At 50.7% G+C, this 17,646-nt stretch carries 14 protein-coding genes and 1 pseudogene; 3 read left to right on the top strand and 12 right to left on the bottom strand.

What is annotated here, in order from left to right; all coding sequences use genetic code 11:
* Positions 1 to 48: 48 nt before the first annotated feature.
* The 8 genes and pseudogenes from PXT33_RS07800 to PXT33_RS07765 form a co-directional block, all read right to left on the bottom strand.
* A complete protein-coding gene (locus PXT33_RS07800; protein ID WP_405002379.1) occupies positions 49 to 336 on the bottom strand; it encodes an excisionase in 288 nt (95 codons plus the stop codon).
* Positions 337 to 548: 212 nt separating this feature from the next.
* Positions 549 to 1,840, bottom strand: a pseudogene (locus PXT33_RS07795) (VapE domain-containing protein).
* Between the two features lie 76 nt (positions 1,841 to 1,916).
* A complete protein-coding gene (locus PXT33_RS07790) occupies positions 1,917 to 2,489 on the bottom strand; it encodes a hypothetical protein (RefSeq protein ID WP_347070273.1) in 573 nt (190 codons plus the stop codon).
* Between the two features lie 1,271 nt (positions 2,490 to 3,760).
* Positions 3,761 to 4,096 carry a hypothetical protein gene (locus PXT33_RS07785; RefSeq protein WP_332376271.1) on the bottom strand — a complete coding sequence of 112 codons (336 nt, stop codon included), beginning with the start codon at positions 4,094 to 4,096 and terminating at the stop codon, positions 3,761 to 3,763.
* A 993-nt stretch (positions 4,097 to 5,089) separates the two neighbouring features.
* Positions 5,090 to 8,398 (bottom strand): DEAD/DEAH box helicase family protein, encoded by a 3,309-nt coding sequence (locus PXT33_RS07780; protein ID WP_347070272.1) that lies wholly within the window; start codon positions 8,396 to 8,398, stop codon positions 5,090 to 5,092.
* Positions 8,398 to 9,981 carry an Eco57I restriction-modification methylase domain-containing protein gene (locus PXT33_RS07775; RefSeq protein WP_347070271.1) on the bottom strand — a complete coding sequence of 528 codons (1,584 nt, stop codon included), beginning with the start codon at positions 9,979 to 9,981 and terminating at the stop codon, positions 8,398 to 8,400. The genes PXT33_RS07780 and PXT33_RS07775 overlap by 1 nt, the downstream gene beginning before the upstream one ends.
* A complete protein-coding gene (locus PXT33_RS07770) occupies positions 9,944 to 10,123 on the bottom strand; it encodes a hypothetical protein (protein ID WP_347070270.1) in 180 nt (59 codons plus the stop codon). The genes PXT33_RS07775 and PXT33_RS07770 overlap by 38 nt, the downstream gene beginning before the upstream one ends.
* Complete coding sequence (locus PXT33_RS07765) at positions 10,120 to 10,410, bottom strand: hypothetical protein (RefSeq protein WP_347070269.1); 291 nt, start codon at positions 10,408 to 10,410, stop codon at positions 10,120 to 10,122. The genes PXT33_RS07770 and PXT33_RS07765 overlap by 4 nt, the downstream gene beginning before the upstream one ends.
* Positions 10,411 to 10,588: 178 nt before the next feature.
* Between PXT33_RS07765 and PXT33_RS07760 the strand changes: the two genes are divergently transcribed.
* From PXT33_RS07760 to PXT33_RS07750, 3 genes are all read left to right on the top strand, one after another.
* Positions 10,589 to 10,891 carry a helix-turn-helix transcriptional regulator gene (locus PXT33_RS07760; protein ID WP_332376268.1) on the top strand — a complete coding sequence of 101 codons (303 nt, stop codon included), beginning with the start codon at positions 10,589 to 10,591 and terminating at the stop codon, positions 10,889 to 10,891.
* A gap of 112 nt (positions 10,892 to 11,003) precedes the next feature.
* A complete protein-coding gene (locus PXT33_RS07755) occupies positions 11,004 to 11,195 on the top strand; it encodes a type II toxin-antitoxin system HicA family toxin (RefSeq protein WP_112114942.1) in 192 nt (63 codons plus the stop codon).
* A 140-nt stretch (positions 11,196 to 11,335) separates the two neighbouring features.
* Entirely contained in the window at positions 11,336 to 11,713 is a 378-nt protein-coding gene (locus PXT33_RS07750) for a type II toxin-antitoxin system HicB family antitoxin (protein WP_347070268.1), read from the top strand.
* Positions 11,714 to 11,849: 136 nt separating this feature from the next.
* Here the strand turns inward: PXT33_RS07750 and PXT33_RS07745 are convergent, their stop codons facing one another.
* From PXT33_RS07745 to groL, 4 genes are all read right to left on the bottom strand, one after another.
* On the bottom strand, positions 11,850 to 14,486 hold the full coding sequence (locus tag PXT33_RS07745) for a hypothetical protein (RefSeq protein WP_332376267.1): 2,637 nt from the start codon (positions 14,484 to 14,486) through the stop codon (positions 11,850 to 11,852).
* A gap of 43 nt (positions 14,487 to 14,529) precedes the next feature.
* Positions 14,530 to 15,402: an SIR2 family protein gene (locus PXT33_RS07740; RefSeq protein WP_332376266.1), complete on the bottom strand. Its 873-nt coding sequence runs from the start codon at positions 15,400 to 15,402 to the stop codon at positions 14,530 to 14,532.
* Between the two features lie 28 nt (positions 15,403 to 15,430).
* A complete protein-coding gene (locus PXT33_RS07735; RefSeq protein WP_332376265.1) occupies positions 15,431 to 15,673 on the bottom strand; it encodes a hypothetical protein in 243 nt (80 codons plus the stop codon).
* 288 nt (positions 15,674 to 15,961) lie between these two features.
* Positions 15,962 to 17,605, bottom strand: a complete 1,644-nt coding sequence (gene groL, locus PXT33_RS07730) for a chaperonin GroEL (protein ID WP_332376264.1) — start codon at positions 17,603 to 17,605, stop codon at positions 15,962 to 15,964.
* Positions 17,606 to 17,646 lie beyond the last annotated feature (41 nt).

Here is a 17,646-nt window from a genome sequence, read left to right as displayed (position 1 = left end):
AGCGAATGAGAAAAGGACGGTTTCACATTTGCAGCCTTTGGCAGCCTCTCAAATAGAATATGCTTGCTCGACAAAGCAATCGAACAGGCGACGTTTGATCAGACGCTTGTTTCCCACCCAAAGGACGAATTTGCATTTATCTTCATTCGTAATTTCACGCAGTTTGTTGATGCCAATGCCAGAGTAAGCCGCAGCTTCTTCCAGCGTCAGATTGCTCTTTTCCCAAATGGGAACTTGTCGGGACTTGGTCCCTCCATCTTGCTGATGCAAGACCGTTCCGTCGCTTGAAGTCCCCACCGGGGACTTCATTGCTTCGCAAACGCGAACTTCCTTCATAGGCAGACCTCCAATTCTTTGTAACCGAACGCCTGTAACCGGGCAGGAAAATTCTCTTTTTCTGCACACAGGGCATCCGGTAGGTTTTATACTTTTTCTTATCTTTTTAAGGTTACATGGTTACAGAAAGAGGAAAATGCAGCAGCCATGCGGCTTTTGCGCTGTAACTGGAACGTAACCGAATCTGTAACCAGACGTGTAACCGGTGTCCGTCAGAAGGGAAAGCCCAGCTGCTTGGCTTCCGCATCCGTTATTTCGAAGAAATTTTCAGCCCCGGTTTCGGGGCTGGTTACGCGCTCCCAGCCTTTCTGAACACCGTACTTCGGGTAACGCTTGGCGGTCTTGTGCGCCTGCCAGCCTTGGATATCGCCGCGCGAAATTCCCGTGTTCATGATCTCGCAGATAGTGCGGGTCTCCCACTCTGCCGGGATGTTGGTGTTGCCCAGCGCCTCCGCATAGAGCTGCTTGGAACACACCCGGTCACCCGTGTAGTCCTCCAGAAAGGCGTAAATCATGCCAGCTTGCGCATCCTCCTGCATGAAGTCCTGCTGATGGGCTAGCAGAGTTTCCTGCATGGCGGGGCTGAACGCCAGCTTGTAGTTGCCGCTGTTGTAGATGGTCATGGCTTCTGCCCAAAGCTGGTCGATATAGGCACGGGATTCCTCCTCGTTGTCCAAAATGTGGATCTCAGCCAGTTCCGCATCCACCGGAACGGGGATGAAGCGGCGATTACCCGTGCGGTCACGGGGCAAAAATCCTGCCGATTGGTCGTGCCAGCAAAGACGCACTGGCGCAGACGGTCGGCAGGATGTGTTTCGTAGGGGACTTTATAGGTCTCCTTCTGTTTACTGAGAAAACTCTTGATCTCCTCGATGCTCTTGGCATTGGCGGTGGCGATCATCTCCGACATTTCAATGATCCAGTGCCCCTGCAGCTTGCGATATACGTTGTCATCGTCCAACCGCCGCAGGTCGTCCGAGAACCATTCGTCCTTGACCGCCAGCAGTCGGAAAAAGCTGGACTTCCCCGCACCTTGCCCGCCCACCAGACAGAGCATGGTTTCAAATTTGCATCCCGGCTGGAACACGCGCTTGATGGCTCCCAGCAGGAAAATTTTCATAGCTTCGCAAGTGTACTCGTCCTCCGCAGCACCGAGAAAATGGTGCAGGACGTGGGCTATCCGTTCCGTGCCGTCCCATTGCAGGCCGTTCAGGTAATCCCGGATGGGATGATAGCGGTTCTCATTGGCAACAATGCGGATGGCAGATTCGATTTTCTTTTCGCTGGAAATGCCGTATTTCTCCATCCTCCGCAGGATATACTTCATGTCGGTGTCGTTCAGCGTCTTGCCGGAGCGGGGCCAGCCCACAGGCTTTACGATGTCGATGCGCTCACTCAACAGGTTCAGCCGGATGGCATCGGCCAGCACATGGTCGTTCTGCAAAATCGTGATGCAATTTTGAATCGTTCGCTGGATCTCGCCGTTGGAGTGCTTGGTCAGCATTTCTTTTACGTCCGCAACGGTTCTGGGAGTACGTTCTTCGTTGACTTCCTTGCTCAATAAACATCACCTCGTACTATTATTGAAAACGATTTTCTGATTTTTCGGCGGTAGGCGGTGCAGATGGATTCCGCTGCGCCTGTTCTGCCTGCAAGCGGTTCAGCAGTTGCAGAACGGAATCCCGTGCTTTCTCCTTGACCTGCTCCTTGCACTTCTGCCGGACTTCCGGCTTCAGCAGCTTGTTCTGCAAACGGGCGGCGGTGGTCTGCATGGTCTTGAGGAACTTGTCCAACACGGTATCCAACCGATGGGCGGCGTACTCTCTCGTGGCCTGCGGAGCCTTGCGTTCCGGGGACAGCACCCACTTCCTCGTGTCCTCGATCATCCGCATATCTTCCTTGCGGGTCTCGGTGCGTACCATGTCCGTCACGACCTCCACCGCCTTGTCGTAGGCCGCTGCCGAAACTTCATCGATCAGCGTTTCCATGTCGTTGACCTTGAGGGTCAGTTCGTCCAGCTTGCTCTGCTGGGCGGCAAGCTGCTCCTTCTGCTTGGCAAGAATGAAATCCTGCTTTTCCAGATATTTGCGGTTGCCGTACTCCGCATCTTCCTCCAATTCCAGACCATGCCGCTTGGCGATCTCAAACAGCATCTTCCGGCAGGCTGCATCAAAGGTGATCTTGCGGTTGTTGCGGCGGCTGAGGGTTTGGCCGGGTCGGGCAGCTCGAAGCCCAACGCTTCCAACGCCTTTTCCTGCTGGGGTGCCACCTCGCCGTACTTGTTCTCGCAGTCGAACACATGACGCTCATGGATGTGGGGTGTGCTTTCGTCCAGATGCAGTGCCCAGTCCAGCACATGAACGTGGTCGCCATACTTGGCCTTGAACTCCTCGATGAACTCTGTGACGACGCTCAGCAAGTCCTCTGCCGAAGCGTGTTCATCCAGCGTTCCAAGTTGGTAGATGGTCTCCTCCGGGCAGGTCTTGCGGCTGGACAGTAGGTCGGGAATGGAGCGGTTGCGCTCTGTGTGCCGGATCTTGGCGTTGCGCTCGTTCTGGCTTTCCACAAAGTTGGAATAGCGGTTCTCGTAGAATTGCTGCTCTACCTCCGAGAAGGTCGCAGCCAGATCATCCGGGTCTTGCGGATCGAGAGCCGAACGGAAACCGTGGAAGCAGTCCCAGTAGATGTTGCCCTTGGCTCGTTCCGGGTCGATGTGCTCGCTGTTGGCAAGGTTGAAACTCCGGTCATTGTGTTTGGGGTTATAGGTGCCATGGGTCCCAGCTCGTCCGTTGTGTCGTGTTAATTTCAGATAGACATCCCTCCGTTTCGACTTCTTGGCGTGGGAGAACGCAGCAGCGGAGCTGCTGGATCTGCCGCCGTTTTGCGCCAGATAATACCCAGTAGGATATGACGCACAGCATCATATCACTGGGCAAGGCGTTCCCCCTTGACTCCCTTCAAAGGGCTGCGGTCTCGCCTGTCGGCTCGGTCGGTGCTTCAAAATGCCTGCGGCCTTTTGAGGTCGCCACTGGCGACCCGCACCTCTGCACTCTTGCTCCGGGCAAGCTGTCCAGAAAAACAGCTCGTCCGGCTTTTTCAGTGGGCCATTTTGACCCACTGATTCTGTTACGGTCAGAATCAGGTTGTCATCTTGGCAACCTGATTTTCAACGACCTTGAGGCGTTACAGGTAGAATCAAGTGCTCATTTTGATCACCTGATTTTTACGGAGTGGGGGTGACGTGTTACAGATAAAACCGAAGTTCTCAAAATGATAACTCCGGTGGCTTCGTTACGGCTAAAATCAAGTTACGGAAAGCGGAACTTGATTTCAGATAATCGCCCAAATTCCCACTGTGGGGATTTGGGAGCGAGCGATTAGTCGTTACGGTAAAGTGGTACTTTCCAAAATGGGAAGCACCACTTTACCGGATAGAAGCAGCATTCGCTTTGCGCTGGCGGTAGCCTTTCTGCCGGCAGGCATTGCTGCAATATCTGGCATCTGCCCGGATCGGTAAGAACTGCTCCCCGCAGCAAGCGCAGGTATACGTTCCACGTTCGGCACGCTTTTTAAGGCTTTTCCGCAGATTCAACATCTTGTGACCGCAGGTCTGAAAGCTGCAATATTTGCGGTTTCGGGTCTGGGTGTAGATAGCCTTGCGGCAGTATTCACATTGGATTCTGCGCACACTGGGGGCGCCATCAATGAAATATTCCATCAGGGTGTCCTGATTTTCGCGTTCCCATTGTTCTGTTGTCATAGGCATCCTCCTTTGGCTGTTACGGGTGTGTGGTGGATAATGAAAAGCATTATTTGCCAAAAGTGTTACGGAAGCGTGGCTGTTATCAAAATGGTAACAGCCACTTTTGTACAATAAAGTGTTGCAATTGTTTGGTTGATGGTCAAAATGACCACCAACCAAAATCTGTGCGTTATGGCTGGGTGGTAAGTGGACATTTTGTCCATTTACCACTTCCAAGTGGTGAGTTACGGTTTTCGTAACCCACCACTTTTCACCGTGGCTTGACAAAATGTCAAGTCGAGGTCAAACGTAACACGAACGGAGTCAATGTGGACAAATTGTCTACATTGATTCAAGCTGCGGCAATTCACCCATGTGGTCAAAATGTCCACATGGGGTCAGCCGTAACGCAGAAAGTTTTTCTGGTGAATGACGCTTTGTGTCATTCACCACATCAACTGGCCATTTTGACCAGTTGATATTGGGTGTGCCGTTCTCCCTGCATGGCTTTCCTGCCCCCTTCCGGCGGCGTTTTCCGGCTCTCCCTTGCGGGGTCATCGCCGGGTATCCCATGCAGACGGTCATGCGGTTTTCAAGGTGCGGTGCTGGATTTGGCAATAAAAAATCGCCACACAACAACCTGAATCTGACCATCCCTTCCGGGATGGCCTTGGTTCGGGTTCGTTATGTAGCGATAGAAAGTTAAAAACTTGCTCCGGCTCCTTCGGGAGCCGAGCTGAAACTCTAAGTAAATATGTTATATTAAATTGTTGGGATAGATTACCACAAAAATCGAGTTGTGTCAACAAAAAGTTTTGAAAACACGCCACTTTTGTCAGCTTGCAAGAAAACACAAGGGAAACTTTGGTAAAAGAGAGAGAATGAGACCGCTCGTCCTGTTCGATATGATGTATCCAACAGCTTTCATTTTTGTAACAGGCATAGCACAAAAAGGCGGCCATCTGCACACATGCAGACAGCCGCCCTTGGTTTTATGCTGTATTCTGTTTTTCAATCTCTGAAGATCTTATCCAGTTCCCTTTCCATGGTGCCCGCCTTGGCAAATTCCAGCGTATCCGCCTGACGGATATGGTGGGCAGTGATGCCGTGATCCTTTGCAAAGCCCAGAATATAGCTGATGGCAATGCGGTAGATGATCTCTGTCGGGGCAAGCCCATAGACCTGCTTGGCAAAGATATGTTCCAGCCGGGCGTTATCGTCCGGGAAGATTTGCCGCATCTTCTCGCTGCGGTAGAGCCGCTTGACGATTTCCGTAATGTACAGGCCGGACTTCATGTAGGGGTCCAGGAAGGTCTTGCCGGGGTCATCGAAGCAGCCGGGGTTTTCCTGCTCCAGCAAGTCCACCATCTTTTTCACCACCCACTTTGGGGTGAAGATCTGGTTGGTTTTCTGGGGCGGGATGTAATCGAAGATATCCTCGGTGCGGCTCTCGTCAAAGTAATCCGCCAGCTTGACCTTCAGGTTCAAAAACTCCTTCACCGAATCGTCAAACACCACCGGGTCGAACAGGTGGCCTGCAAAGTGCTCCTCCTGTCCGGTAGTCTGGTTGATGTACGGTCCGCCGTCCCGCAAAAAGCGGAACTGCTCCAGCGTGATGCTGGTGACCTCCTGAAAGACCTTGTCCGGGATGATCTGATCAAAGTTTGCCAGTGTCACGGTCTCGTCGCCATACGCCATGAGGAAGGACGGGATGGTGCGGGAGAAGCCCCGGAGATGGTCACGGACGGTGTCCTCGTAGCCCTTTTTCTCCTGCTCCTTCTGGTTGGTCTCCACAGTGCGCACGATGGTCTGCTGCATCTCCTGCGCTGCCTGCTGGATGGTGGATTGCAAGGTCTCCATCAGGGCGGCGGTGCTCTGCTGCTGCTTTGCGTCAAACTCCCGGTTCACCTGCTGGCGCTGCTGGGCGGTGGTGCAGCTTTGCAGCTGCTGGGTGCGCTGGGTCTCCAACTGGCTCTGGTCGATGCGGTAGTTGTCCACCACCTTGTTCACCGCCACGTCCATTTTGGCTTTGGCGGTGCTCTCAAACCGCTTCTGGTCGGACAGCTTCAGGTCGCGGCCATACTCTTGCTTTGCCTGCTCCACCATGGGGGTGATGATCTCCTTGGTGATGCTCTTTTTCAGGGGTTCCAGATGCTCTTCTTTGGCAGGAGCCGGAGCATCTGTCAGGTCTTGCAGGGCGGTGTCCAGCGCCGGGGTGCTCTCGTAAATTTTTGCCCCGAACACATCCGCCGCCTTGCCGATGACGTAGCCCTCGTCCAAATCCACCTCGCCCTTGTCGTTCAGGGAAAGGTCTGCGCCGGTCTCCGGGGTGATCTGGATGGGCTTTGCTTTCGCTTCGCTGATGGGCTGGAAGTTTTGCAGAATGTCCAGCACCTCCTGCGGGGCACTGAACACGTTGGAAATGTTCTGGAACAGGAAATTGCTCTGGAAGCCCATCCGCACCACTTCCTTGGACTTGATCTTGCGGGGGATGCTGAGGACTTTTTCTGCATCCAGCGGGATCATCTCCCCTTCCTCGTCCTCACCAATGACCGGGAAGAAGTTGAGCAGATTCTGGATGTGCGCCTTGCGCTCCTCGGTGTCGCCCTTGCCGCTGGCGGTGTCCTGTGAAAGGTCGTTGGCGAACCGCTCGTAGATCAGCAGGGTGCGGGCGGGGTCAAAATCGAACACATAGGCGTTCTCTTTGCGGCGGAAGGTGCCGTTTTCATGGAAAAGGCAGGGGTTCTGGGCACGGAACGCCGCTTGCATATACAGCGCCGGGCTTTTCAGGTTGGAGAGCATCAGCACCGCCGACCATTCCGGGATGGTCACGCCGGTGGTGAGCTGCCCCACCGACAGGGTGATGGTCTTTTCGTGGTGGGCGATGGCGGCTTTTACCCGGTCAAAGCTCTTCTGGTTCTCGTCCGTGTCGTCCAGCTTGCCGTCACCGGCGGCAAGGATCACCTCATAGTCCCGGAATACCGGGTGCGCCTGCAGCTTTTTTGCCAGCGCTCTGGCGCTGTCCACCCGGTTCAGCAGCCAGAAGGTGTGTTTCAGCTCGGCACGCAGTTCCGGGGTGGAAAACGGAAATTTGTTCTGGGTGGTCATGGCATCCAGAAAGCGGTCCACCTCGGCTTCGTGCTCAAAGCTGCCGCTGGGCTTTACCTTAAAGAACTCGTTCAGGTCAAAGGCAAATTCCTGCGTTTCGCCGTCGATCTCTACACCCTGCCGGATCTCGTCCCGGATGATCTCGGACATCTGGTAGGTGTAGAGGTTGAGCATGGGGAGGTTTGCATAGGGGTTCTGCTGCCCCGGTTCACCCTGCCAGTTCCGCTTGACGGCCTGCTCGTCGGCGTAGGTCCAGTTGAAGATGGCATCCCCGGCAAACTTATCGTTCGCCAGCGCCTTGAAGGGCGTGCCGGACAGGTGCAGCGTGAAGCGGCGGTGGATGCGGTCAAAGGCAAGGTCGGTCTTGTAGGTATCCACGCCCTCGTGGGCTTCGTCGATGACCAGCACATCCCAGTTCAGCTCGGTCAGGTGGCGCAGCTTGTCGTACTCGCCGCCGAAATATTTCGAGCCTTTCATATCCTGCAGGCTGACGAACTCAATGCGCTTATACAGTTCCTCGCCCTGCGCGGCGGCATCCAGATAGCCCTGCTCGTCCAGCACATGGGGCTGCCCGGCAAGGGCATCCACATGGCTGACGAAGAGATAGCCGGACTCCCTGCCCAGAAAGCGCACATAGTCGCTGTACCAGCTATTGGCAATGGCGGGGCGGTTGGTGACGATGAGTACCGTCTGTGCATCCACCTGCTTGCAGAAGTCGTAGACGGAGAGGGTCTTGCCAAAGCGGGGCTTGGCGTTCCAGAGGTATTCCCCGCCGGGGTGGCTCTGGTAATAGGCTTTGGTCTGCGCCACGGCCTCTGCCTGCTCCTTCCGCAGAGTGTAGGGGATGGCGGCATCCAGCTTTACCCTGCCCCGGTTCATGCGGAAATCCTGAAAATAGCGCCGGGACTGCTCCCCATCCAGATGGAACCACTCATTTTTGCGGTCGTTCTCCACGTTCAGCTTGCGGAGGTAGGCGTGGAAATCGTGGTCGGTGAACACCTCACCGCTGCCGTCATCGTAGACGGCATTGCCCCGCCACTCCTCGTGGAACAGCACATCGGCGGTGTGGGTCTGCTGTTTCAGGCGTTTGTCCACCGACTGCTCGGTGTAGCCGATCTTCGTCCAGCCGTTGTGCCGGGCAATTTCCGGGGTGGTATAGGCGTAGATCATGGGCACCACCTGCCGGGCAGTGCGCAGGGTTATGCCAGCCATTATGCCATCTCCTTTACATGGGTCTCGATAAATTCGATCTCGTCTGCAGTCAGGTCATATTTGTGGTAGAGCTGCCGGTCAATTTCCGCCACCGACTTGCTCCAATCAATATCGGAATGGGCGGTAAAGTCTTGAAGGGGAACGTATTTCCATTTTGGTGCCGGACAGTCCTGCGTAATTTTTAGTACCCCAAGCATTGCCCTTGCAAATTTTGTTTTTACATACTTTGTTATTGCGATAGCTTCTTGTTCACTTTCGCATTTTCCAATAGACATAAATGTCTGCGTATGTCCTATGCCCGGTTCAGCAATTATCGGTGCTGAGAGAGTTTCGCCAAAAGCACCACTACCGTTTGCTTTGGAGATAAAAACCTTATAACTCCCAAAATTTTCAGGGACACGAACGTAATCTTTTCTAATCCATTTCTCTGTGCGCTTGCTTCCGTCCAGACCCAAAATCTTTATATAAGAACTTCCGTCCTTCGGCATTTCAGAGAAGAACACAATATTATCGAGTTTACTTAAAACATTCGACTTGAAGTCGTATTTATGACCTTTACTTAGCAGAGACTCCACGCTTGAGTTCTCTTTGTGCATCGTTTCTGTGAAACGATACGATTCTGCTGCATAAATCACCTTGCTTAACGGTACATAGTCTGTTTTTCCAATTTTACGAGCAATACTTCTTAGTTCATCGAACACAATAAAATGCTCAATCGCACCGTAATTCTTCACTTTGTCGCGGTATGTAATTACAACACCGCCCTTAATATCTGTGTTTGCAAAGATTTTTGAACTATCAGATTCATAATGCAAGACTGTCAAGTGCGGATCACTCAGCATCTTCTCATTCCATGCCTTCGGCGTAGAACCAGCATTGAACAAAAACCGTGCAGGGTGAATCATTTCCACCTTATCTGCAATTTCATAAGACGCATCCAGAAATTTGTTATATACTGGCGGTGCAAAGCCTTTGTTATCGCCAAGGGTTTCATCCTGATACGGCGGGTTTCCGATGACATAATCAAACTTCATGCTGGTACTCCCTTCCTGAATGGTTTCAAAGTTCTGGGCGGTTCCATGGCTGCCCTTGCGCCAGTTTTTCACTTTACAGGATACCGTGGGCGGCTGCGGCTCTGCCGCCCCGAACATGGAAAAGAGATCAAGCTGTTCTGCCTCCGGCTGAGGCTTGCCTCCTGGCACAGAGAGGTGCAAGCCGTCCATTTGCCACAGGTTCCAGCTGATGATGGTGGCGATGGGCTGCAGCTCCTTTTCTGTTGGCTTGCGCTGCCAACGAGCTTGCAGATGCTCTGCATAGGTCAGCAGCAGGTTGACCCGTGCCAGCAACAAATTATCACCCTGATACTCATAGCCATAGGTGGACTGCACCGCATGGGTGGCATATTTGCGCCACTCGTCCTCGGTGGCGGCGTTCTCGCTTACCACACGCAGCTTGCGGTCCAGAATGCCAATGCGCCGGGCTACCGGGATCATCTCGCCGGTGGCGGCATCGTACCGGGATGCCAGAAAGGGGCTTCGCCGCAGGTCACCTCCAAGCGGCGGCTCTGCACATACTGCACCCATGCCAGGGCTCTGCCCCGCAAACCGGGAACTGCACCGGCGTTTCCACCGCCTGCCAGCCTTGGAGCAGCTCCACAGTGAACTGCCCGGTGGTCTGCTCTGCCCCCAGCGCACCGAACCAGTCGGCATCCAGTGCGTTATTCATCTTGTTGCAGACCCATGCCGGGCTGAATACCTCGCCTTTTTGCGGGTGCGCTGCTGCTGGGTGTCGGTCTGCTTCATCATCCGGGGCAGCACCACCTCGTAGTGGGTCAGCCTGAGCTGCTGCGCAGTGATCGGAGATTTATCCGTCACCGGCTCGTACATTACCGTTTGCAGCTCCTCCGGAGGGTCGGTTGCCCAGATGATGTTTTTACCGGTGGATTTATCTTCTAGTAGCGTATCCAGCACCGCCTGTACTTCCGGTGCGTGAAAGTCGATCAGTTGTTCCAACGGGGATTCCCTCGCTTTGCCTTAGCGTTGCGGCGGAAGTGTCAGTATTCTTATCACTTTCGCACTATTATGATAATAATATTATCACTTTTAAGCAAAACTGACAACAGGATTATCGGTTTTTGTCAAGAGCGACAATATTATTTATACTGATAGCAAAGAAAGGCAGGGAATTAGGATGATTGGCGAACGGCTCGCGGAGTTACGCAAATTAAACGGTGAAACGCAAGAAGATTTAGCAAAAGAATTTCATGTTTCAGTGCCTACCGTCCGCACATGGGAACGCGACAAAGCATCTCCCAGCCATGAAGTTTTGATTGCACTCTGCAAGCGTTATGGCACCTCTGCCGACTACCTACTGGGTCTGACCGACATCGACCCCTCGGACGAAGCCCGCAAACAGCGCCAGCGCCTGACCGAAGAAGAACAGAACGAGATGCACCGCTACGAGGAATATCTGTTGTGGAAACGCAAAAAATAAGCCGCCCAGCGAGACCGTAAGGTCGCTGGGCGGCTTATTTGCCCTCTTGACAAATACGTAAAATACGTATACAATAAAACTGTAATCCTGAAAGAAAGGAGGGGCACCCGCCATGCCGATGACTCCCAAGCAAATGATTCGCTTGCTGGAGCAGAACGGCTTTGTTTTAGTCAGTGCAAATGGGTCACACTACAAGTACCATAACCCAACTACCAACAAAACCACTGTCGTTCCATTTCACGCAAAGGATCTGAAGCCCGGTACCGAGAAAAACATTCTCAAATTAGCCGGACTCAAAAAGTAAGAATATGATGATTGTAGACTTCATATTCTGAAACTGCAAAGCACTGCATAGACTATTCTACAATTTCCAACCAATAATGTAGGCCTGTTAAGTGAAGGTACATTGATTGTTTGTTGAATTATAAAAGGTGAGGTCACATTATGAACGCTATTTTCTATCCTGCAATTTTTCACCTGGAAGAAACCGGGTACTCTGTTGAGATCCCCGATATTGAGGGCTGCTTCACCCAAGGCGATACCATGGACGAAGCTGTCCGCATGGCACAGGATGCCATCGGCCTTATGCTGGAAGATTGCAAAGTCTGCCCAGAGCCTTCTGTCCCTTCTGCGCTCCATGTTGACCCGGAAGATTTTGTGGTGATGGTACCTTTCGATATGGAAGAGTACGAAAAGCGGTACAGACCCGTAAAGAAAACCCTTTCCATTCCCGGCTGGCTCAACGATGCCGCCGAATCGGCACACATCAACTTTTCCGGCGTCCTTCAGGATGCGCTGAAAGAGAAACTCCATTTGGCGTAAGTATAAGTACAACAACAGCCGCCCAGCAGTTGACCGTTATGGTCATGCTGGGCGGCTGTTTGCCATTTAGAACAATCCCGCCATTTTAGAGTTCAGGTAAGAAATTTTCACATCCAGACATGGACACTTTGATTCATTATCGCTGGCCATTCCTGATTTCGGCGAACTCATCCTTATCTTGGCTAACAGCACGCCAATCTTTTAAAATTTCTTGTCCATCTTTAGAAATTTTTCCAGCATCTATTTTTGTTGCAAGAATCACAGCCCATCGACGAATGTCGCCCTTCTCTGATGCCGTTGCCACTGTATCGTCCGAAGAAATTCGAGTTTGTTCCAATAACTGAGAAAGGCCTGTCAATATAAGTTCCATCGGGTGTGTCGTTAACAGATCAGGACGATATTCTGCTGCAAAAGAAACCGTTTGTAACGCAGCTGCTAGCTGCTTTGGAACGCCCCAGGCAATCTGTTGAGCAACAACTTCTAATCCTATGCAAAGCTCATCATCTGGAAGCAACCTTTTGTCCGGATTACATATTGTAGTTGCAAGTACATTATAACAGCTGTGCGCACGTTTGGTATCAGCAGATCGCAAAGAATGCTCCAAATCCTTTTTTGATTCAAAGTTCTGCTTCAAAAATATGGACCAATATCGCTTTATACCATGATGGCTGATATGATGTGAGTCACATTGTGTTATGATTACCGACATTACAGCACAGTCCTTTTCTGTCGGTGTCCACTGCGAACGAAGAGTAGTAAAAATCCAAAGAGCGTGCAGTATCTGATATATTTGAGAAGCAAATACTCCTTCATCGCCAAATGCATCAATTCCACGACTGATATTATCAGAAAGATCCGCTATTCGTTCCTTACTAGCTTCAAGAATCCGGCTTGTTTCCTCTGATGTAAACTCATCTGCACGGAAAAAAGAAACATTTACAAGTTCATTAAAAATATCATTATCACCCGGGAAACAAATCACCCCAGATGTGTTTTCCTCAATCTTATTTGTAATAGACTGACAAAGGTATTGAATTTCGTCTCTCTCACGCTGGGACGGGAAATGCAGGCAAACAGTATCCAGCCAATTTTCAGGAAGATGTGGTTTCCCATCCTTCCAGATAAAATCTCCCAACCATTTTTTCTGATCAGATGTCAGCAGTCCCTGTTCTCCACAATAGAGCAACCGGTTTAAAGCACTTAAGCCATTATCATGCGATTGAGACAAAATAATTAACTGTTCAATTTCCTGGCAGGACTTTTCCGATTCAACTTTGAATCCTTTTGATCGTGCTAAAAGCACTCCAAATGGATCCAGCAAATCACGATGAATCCTAAGTCGTTCTAGATTCGGCAGAGGAAAAGTTAACAACTGCAAAAGCAGTTCACGATGCAACCCAACAGGATAAAAAGGAATCAGCCTTTTTACAAGTGATGCAGCTTGCAAATAATGATCTTTTTGAGGAGAAGAGTATAATTTCTTCAAAAAGTCCAGAAGTTGCACCATCATTTCATCCGAACATTTAGAACACAGTTCAGATAGTGCCTCCAAAAGAACTGTAGCTGCTTTTGTCACAAAAGTATTACCGCCAGCGGTCTTATGGTTGGTAAATTCTAATTCCGTACGTAAAACTGCATCTATATAAAATTGGCAGCATTCATCTGTTTCTTTGGGGGTCCATGTACTGAGAACACCACGTGTAAGCGCATTTTCTATAAACTTTTCTTCACCAGCCCTTACAACGGTCAAAATAGCCCATAGCGGACAATATAGCGCAATGCGTTCTGCGGCTCCACAAGCTGCCTTTGCGCCGTCCACATAATTTTCAAGACGAAATGGTATGCCTGTTTCCTCACGGAATTGAAGAAAAGTAAAAGCAACTATTCTTTCTTTATCTTCTCCTCCATAGTGTGTCGTAGATGAATTCACTCCAAAGTCAAAACGCGGTTTGGTTTCATGTGTTTGAAAAGGAACCCAGTGTGCTTCTAACCTTGATGTGAAATATTTATTTTCATCAGCCCAATCTACCTCATATTGCCTATGGACTGTTCGGCGATGCTCATCTACGAATGTGATATTCTTTTCTTCTGCATCAGAAGGGCGAATTTCTGAAATATAGCTTTGCAATTTCATCATAGGGCTCTCTAATGATACAAGGAAAGTATCCGGTCTAGTCTGATGTGAAATGCGCTGCCGCAAATTGGAAAGAGAATTTTGCAAAAGTGAAAGTGCCACATCATACTCACCAACTTCGGCGCACAGTCCTGATTTACGTAACGCCCATAAAGTTTGATCCGGTGAAACGTGCCATTTTTTCAATTGTTGTTTCAATTTCTGAAATTCGTAGCGAAAAAGAGAATGTAAACATTCTTCCCATCGAATTTGTTCCTGTTGTTCTGCCGTAAAATATGCTTTCATGGCAACCAACTCTACATACTTTATATTCCATTTTTCTTCGTCACCATATTCTCGAAAAGAACGGAGTAACGATAAAAGAATAGCGCATTTTTCAGAACTGCGTATATCAGAATTTCTGGCAAGAACTTTTTGATACAAATCGATATCCGAATCCAAAAGAGGCATCAAAGTCTTTTCGTTCAACCAGTTATATTCATACAGATAAGCCATCTCATTTTCTGTATCAGCATCTTTTTGTGCGCAATGGTGAGCCAAAATCGCATGAGCTGTAGATAGAAGATGTCGCAGCTTTATTCTATTTGAAGCAGAAAGAGTCAATACTTTGGGACAGCTATCATGATTTTTTCGTAACACCGGAATTGCTTCTTTAATAGAAGATGTCCGATCCAACTTTTCGTCAAAAAAAATGACGTATTTTCCAATTCTGCCCAGTTACACGGAATTCACTATACGCATTCCAAAGATAATCCAAAGCTTTCTCATAGATATCATACGGAGTCTCGGCAGAAAAAATCTCGGATAGGTCAACGACAATAATATTCCGCCTATGTAACCACTCCCGCCGAACGTCCGAAACAGATTCATGGCTTAATAAATACAAATAAGGCGCATTCTCTGCACCAAGATTATCACGGATCCAGCCAATCCATTTATTGAAATTAGGATCATTCCCTGAAAATCCAATCATGCAGAGAGTATTTTCCAACAATGACTGCTGCACAGTATTTACAAACGGAGCAAATTTTTGAGGGTATGTCCGATAGTCTTCTGCCGTAATAATAAAAGGTCGTTGCGAAGGAAATGAACCGTGAAGTTTAATAAGTCTTGTTGCACCAGAACTGCCCACAAGATCATTCTTGTTGGTTACCAGCGTAAATGTTTTCTCTACAAGATTTTCCCCAGCACGTTCAAGAAGCGTATCATAATTCGTTGTAAAAACATCGCTCCAAGGCAGCCGCAAAAGTTTTTCATACAAAGGTGAGGGACGATAATCGGCATCTTTTATACTGTCTAAAAGTAGATGATCTAATTCACTACGGCCATACGCAATTTCCACACTCTCGGCCAATGCGAGAGGGTCGTTTTGATCAGAATCTCCTAGCTTTTCTTTGAATTTTTGGGCTAACCCAGCCCACAATGGAATGTCTGGAACATCAGATGTTACTTTATCAGCATTAAGACTGAATCCCGACCCAACAAAAAGAGCCGCATGGTGTTCCTGTAAATGCTGGCTAATAAGTTCAAGATAACGTTTAGCATTTGTGTCCATCAAGATAACCTCCATTTCGTTTCACGATTTAGCCATAGTAACATTCCAATCGTTGCAGTATATTTGAGTGGCGGTACTGCTCGTCAATCTCCTTTATGTTGTAGTCTAGCAGACCAGGAACACCCATTTCGCCGCTGCATTTGTTGCAGAAAGTAGCCGTGATCTCAAAAGTATATTCCTTTTCCCGGATGGTCTGGTTGATTTTGATTTTCTTCAGGGTGTAGCTCGTTTCTCTGCGGCATTCTGTGCAGAAGTCTCTCTGGTTTTCCACAGCGGCACACTCCCTTCCGGTTTTACATTCTTTTTTATTATTGTATCCCTACCTTTGTTTTTCGTCAACAATAAAGCCGCTGACAGTCTGCCGCTCACAGAATCCATCAGTGGGTTTCATGAGTCTTCAAATCCCCTAGACGCAAAAATCGGCACCCGCTTTTCAGCGAGTGCCGATTTTGTTACCCTATAGTGCGCTTCGATTTTTGGCGTAAGTGGCGTAAGTTTGGCGTAAATCCGCTTTTGCGCGCTCCAAAAATCAAGGATTCATGCGGTTTTTTGGCAGCTATTAGTACATGCCGCCCATACCGCCCATGTCACCGCCTGCAGCAGCGGGTGCAGCAGGGGGCTCCGGCAGATCAGCGACCAGGCTTTCGGTGGTCAGCACCATCTCAGCGACGGAGGCTGCGTTCTCCAGAGCGGAACGGGTGACCTTGGTGGGGTCAACGATGCCAGCAGCGATCATATCGTCCACAAAGACCTCGTTCTGAGCATCAAAGCCGTAGTTGGGCTTGTTGGCAGAGATGATCTTGTCGATGATGACACTGCCTTCCAGACCGGCATTCTTAGCGATCTGGCGCAGAGGAGCTTCCAGAGCCTTCAGAACGATCTTGGCACCGGTGCGCTCGTCGCCTTCCAGCGTGTCGCACAGCTCACGCACAGCGGGGATCGCATTGATAGGAGCAGTGCCGCCGCCGGCAACAACACCTTCCTGAACAGCAGCCTTGGTTGCGTTCAGAGCATCCTCGATGCGCAGCTTCTTGTCCTTCATCTCAACTTCGGTAGCAGCGCCGACCTTGATGACGGCCACGCCGCCAGCCAGCTTTGCCAGACGCTCCTGCAGCTTTTCACGGTCGAAATCGCTGGTAGCGGTCTCGATCTGGCTGCGGATCTGAGCGATGCGGGCTGCGATGGCATCCTTATCGCCTGCACCGCCAACGATAGTGGTGTTCTCCTTGGAGACCTTCACCTGACGGGCATGGCCCAGCATCTGGACGGTAGCATCCTTCAGCTCATAGCCCAGATCGGAGGAGACCACGGTGCCGCCGGTCAGGGTTGCGATATCCTGCAGCATTTCCTTGCGGCGGTCGCCAAAGCCGGGAGCCTTGACAGCGCAGACGTTCAGGGTGCCGCGCAGGCGGTTGACGATCAGAGTGGACAGAGCCTCGCCCTCGATATCCTCAGCCACGATCAGCAGCTTCATACCATTCTGCATGACCTGCTCCAGCAGGGGAACCAGATCCTGAATCACGCTGATCTTCTTATCGGTGATCAGGATAGCGGCATTGTCCAGATCAGCCACCATCTTGTCGGTATCGGTGACCATATACGGGGTAAGGTAGCCGCGGTCGAACTGCATGCCTTCCACGATCTCGTTGTAGGTCTCAGCGGTGGTCTTGTTCTCCTCAATGGTGATAACGCCATCGGAGGTGACCTTCTCCATAGCCTCGGCGATCAGACGGCCGATCTCGGGGTCGCCTGCAGAAATAGTGCCGACGCGGGCGATATCGTTGCTGTCCTTCACCTTCTGGCTGTGAGCCTTGATGGTCTCAACAGCCTTGGCAACAGCCTTGCTCATGCCACGGCGGATATCCATGGGGTTTGCACCGGCGGTGACATTCTTCATGCCCTCGGTGACCATGGCCTGTGCCAGAACGGTTGCGGTGGTGGTGCCGTCGCCTGCTGCGTCGTTGGTCTTGGTAGCGACTTCACGCACCAGCTGTGCGCCCATGTTCTCGAACTCGTCCTTCAGCTCGATCTCCTTGGCAATGGTCACGCCATCGTTGGTGATGACCGGTGCACCGAACTTTTTGCCCAGCACCACATTGCGGCCCTTGGGGCCCAGGGTGATCTTAACGGTGTTTGCCAGGGTATCGATACCGGCACACAGTGCCTTGCGGGCATCCTCGCCCTGCTTGATCTGCTTAGCCATAATCAAATCGCTCCTTTAAAGCTCAATTTTCAAATATCAGA

This window comes from Faecalibacterium taiwanense (assembly GCF_036632915.2).
In the GTDB taxonomy this organism is placed as follows: Bacteria; Bacillota; Clostridia; order Oscillospirales; family Ruminococcaceae; genus Faecalibacterium; species Faecalibacterium taiwanense.
This window is presented reverse-complemented; position numbering and strand designations above follow the sequence as displayed.

Excerpts from the sequence above, each read along its gene's own strand:
- PXT33_RS07780 (WP_347070272.1), bottom strand. The coding sequence starts at position 8,398 with ATGGCTGGCATAACCCTGCGCACTGCCCGGCAGGTGGTGCCCATGATC.
- PXT33_RS07790 (WP_347070273.1), bottom strand. The coding sequence starts at position 2,489 with ATGCTGTTTGAGATCGCCAAGCGGCATGGTCTGGAATTGGAGGAAGAT.
- PXT33_RS07785 (WP_332376271.1), bottom strand. The coding sequence starts at position 4,096 with ATGACAACAGAACAATGGGAACGCGAAAATCAGGACACCCTGATGGAA.
- PXT33_RS07755 (WP_112114942.1), top strand. The coding sequence starts at position 11,004 with ATGCCGATGACTCCCAAGCAAATGATTCGCTTGCTGGAGCAGAACGGC.
- PXT33_RS07775 (WP_347070271.1), bottom strand. The coding sequence starts at position 9,981 with ATGGGTGCAGTATGTGCAGAGCCGCCGCTTGGAGGTGACCTGCGGCGA.
- groL (WP_332376264.1), bottom strand. The coding sequence starts at position 17,605 with ATGGCTAAGCAGATCAAGCAGGGCGAGGATGCCCGCAAGGCACTGTGT.
- PXT33_RS07770 (WP_347070270.1), bottom strand. The coding sequence starts at position 10,123 with ATGAATAACGCACTGGATGCCGACTGGTTCGGTGCGCTGGGGGCAGAG.
- PXT33_RS07800 (WP_405002379.1), bottom strand. The coding sequence starts at position 336 with ATGAAGGAAGTTCGCGTTTGCGAAGCAATGAAGTCCCCGGTGGGGACT.
- PXT33_RS07760 (WP_332376268.1), top strand. The coding sequence starts at position 10,589 with ATGATTGGCGAACGGCTCGCGGAGTTACGCAAATTAAACGGTGAAACG.
- PXT33_RS07750 (WP_347070268.1), top strand. The coding sequence starts at position 11,336 with ATGAACGCTATTTTCTATCCTGCAATTTTTCACCTGGAAGAAACCGGG.
- PXT33_RS07740 (WP_332376266.1), bottom strand. The coding sequence starts at position 15,402 with ATGGACACAAATGCTAAACGTTATCTTGAACTTATTAGCCAGCATTTA.